Source organism: Streptomyces boncukensis (assembly GCF_011045075.1).
Lineage (GTDB): Bacteria > Actinomycetota > Actinomycetes > Streptomycetales > Streptomycetaceae > Streptomyces > Streptomyces boncukensis.
In genome coordinates, this window is the sequence record NZ_JAAKZZ010000879.1 from 1 (window position 1) to 1,817 (window position 1,817).

The following is a 1,817-nucleotide window of genomic DNA, read 5'->3' on the forward strand; positions in this document are numbered from 1 at the left end:
GGGAGGGGGAGGCTGCTGAGGACACCCCTCGATCGTCGGCGCCGCGCCCCTGTCGTGCTTCCGATAAAGTGCCAAGGTATGCCGGATATCCGCCACACCTCCAGGGCGCCGACCCGGGCGCGGAGCCTGGCGGCCGGAGAACGGGTCGAAGCCCACCGCCACGACGACCACCAGATCATCTACGCGGGCTCCGGCGTCGTGGCCGTCACCACCGAAGCGGGCACCTGGTTCGCGCCCGGCACCCGCGCGCTGTGGGTGCCCGCCGGAACCGTCCACGCGCACCGCGCACACGGCCATCTCGAACTGCATCTGCTCGGCCTGCCCGTCGGCGACAACCCGCTGCGCCTGGACGCGCCCACGGTGCTGTCCGTCAGCCCGCTGCTGCGCGAGCTGATCCTCGTCTGCACGCGCGACCCCGACGACACCAGCCCGGAGCGGCACCGGCTGCACGCCGTGCTGCTCGATCAGCTGCGGGCCTCGCCGCAGCAGCCCGTGCAGCTCCCCGCGCCGCGGGACCCGCGGCTCGCGGCCGTCTGCGCGCTGCTGTCCGAGGACCCGGCGGACCCCCGGACGCTCGCCGAGCTGAGCGCCGGCGTCCATGCCGGGGAGCGCACCCTGAGCCGGCTCTTCCGCGCCGAGCTCGGGATGACGTTTCCGCAGTGGCGCACCCAGCTGCGGCTCTACCACGCGCTGCGGATGCTGGCGGACGGCGCCGCGGTGACGGCTGTCGCGCACGCGTGCGGCTGGTCGTCCGCCAGCGCCTTCATCGACGTCTTCCGCCGCGCCTTCGGCTACACGCCGGGTGCGCATCAGGGGAGTCCGGAGTGAGTGCCTGCCGGGCTCGGGCTGCCCCTGTCCGCACGTCGCGGGCCGCGGGCGCCCCGCCAGGGGCGCGCAGTTCCCCGCGCCCCTGGCGGGGCGCCCCTGGTGGACCGGCGGCGCTGTGCCAGCCCCGATGCAGGGTACGCCTTTGGTCAGGGCTTCAGGGCTCTCGGAAGCTGGGCCGCCGCCGCCTCGTCCAGGAGCCAGAGGGTGCGCTGCCGACCGTACGCGCCCGCCGCGGGCGCCTGCAGCTCGCCCGCGCCGGAGAGCGCCATGGCCACCGCGCCCGCCTTGTCCTCGCCGCCGGCCAGCAGCCACACCTCCTTCGCCGCCCGGATCGCGGGGAGGGTCAGCGACACCCGGGTAGGCGGCGGCTTCGGGGCGCCGTGCACGCCGACGACCGTGCGCTCCGCCTCCCGCACACCGGGGTGCTCGGGGAAGAGCGAGGCCACATGGGCGTCGGGCCCGACGCCGAGCAGCAGGACGTCGAAGGAGGGGACCGGACCGTGGTCCTCGGGCCGCGCCGCAGCCGCCAGCTCGGCGACGTACGCCTCGGCCGCCGCCTCCGCGTCGCCGCTGAACGCGCCGTCCGAGGAGGCCATCGGGTGGACGCGGGCCGGATCCAGCGGGACCGCGTCCAGCAGCGCCTCCCGCGCCTGGGTGTGGTTGCGCTCCGGGTCGCCCTCCGGCAGGAAGCGCTCGTCGCCCCACCACAGGTCGAGCCGCGACCAGTCCACCGCGTCCCGGGCGCGGGAGGCCCCCAGCGCGGCCAGCAGGCCGTTGCCGTTCCGCCCGCCCGTGAGCACCACGGAGGCCGCGCCGCGCGAGAGCTGCGCGTCCACCACCGTCGTGATGAGCCGGGCCGCGGCGGCCTCGGCCATCTCCTCCTTGTGGTGGTGGACCACGACCTGGGGTGCCGTCACTTCCCGGCCGCCTTGGCGGACTTCCGCGCCGCCGCCGTCTTCTTCTCCGGCTCGGCGGAGCCGGAGAAGAAG

At 76.0% G+C, this 1,817-nt stretch carries 2 protein-coding genes; one reads left to right on the forward strand and one right to left on the reverse strand.

What is annotated here, in order from left to right; genetic code table 11:
* The first annotated feature begins 78 nt into the window (after positions 1–78).
* Positions 79–828, forward strand: coding sequence for a helix-turn-helix transcriptional regulator (locus G5C65_RS36615; protein ID WP_165303354.1), 750 nt, complete (start codon positions 79–81; stop codon positions 826–828).
* Positions 829–974: 146 nt separating this feature from the next.
* Here the strand turns inward: G5C65_RS36615 and pgl are convergent, their stop codons facing one another.
* Complete coding sequence (gene pgl / locus G5C65_RS36620; protein ID WP_165303355.1) at positions 975–1,745, reverse strand: 6-phosphogluconolactonase; 771 nt, start codon at positions 1,743–1,745, stop codon at positions 975–977.
* Between the last annotated feature and the right edge of the window lie 72 nt (positions 1,746–1,817).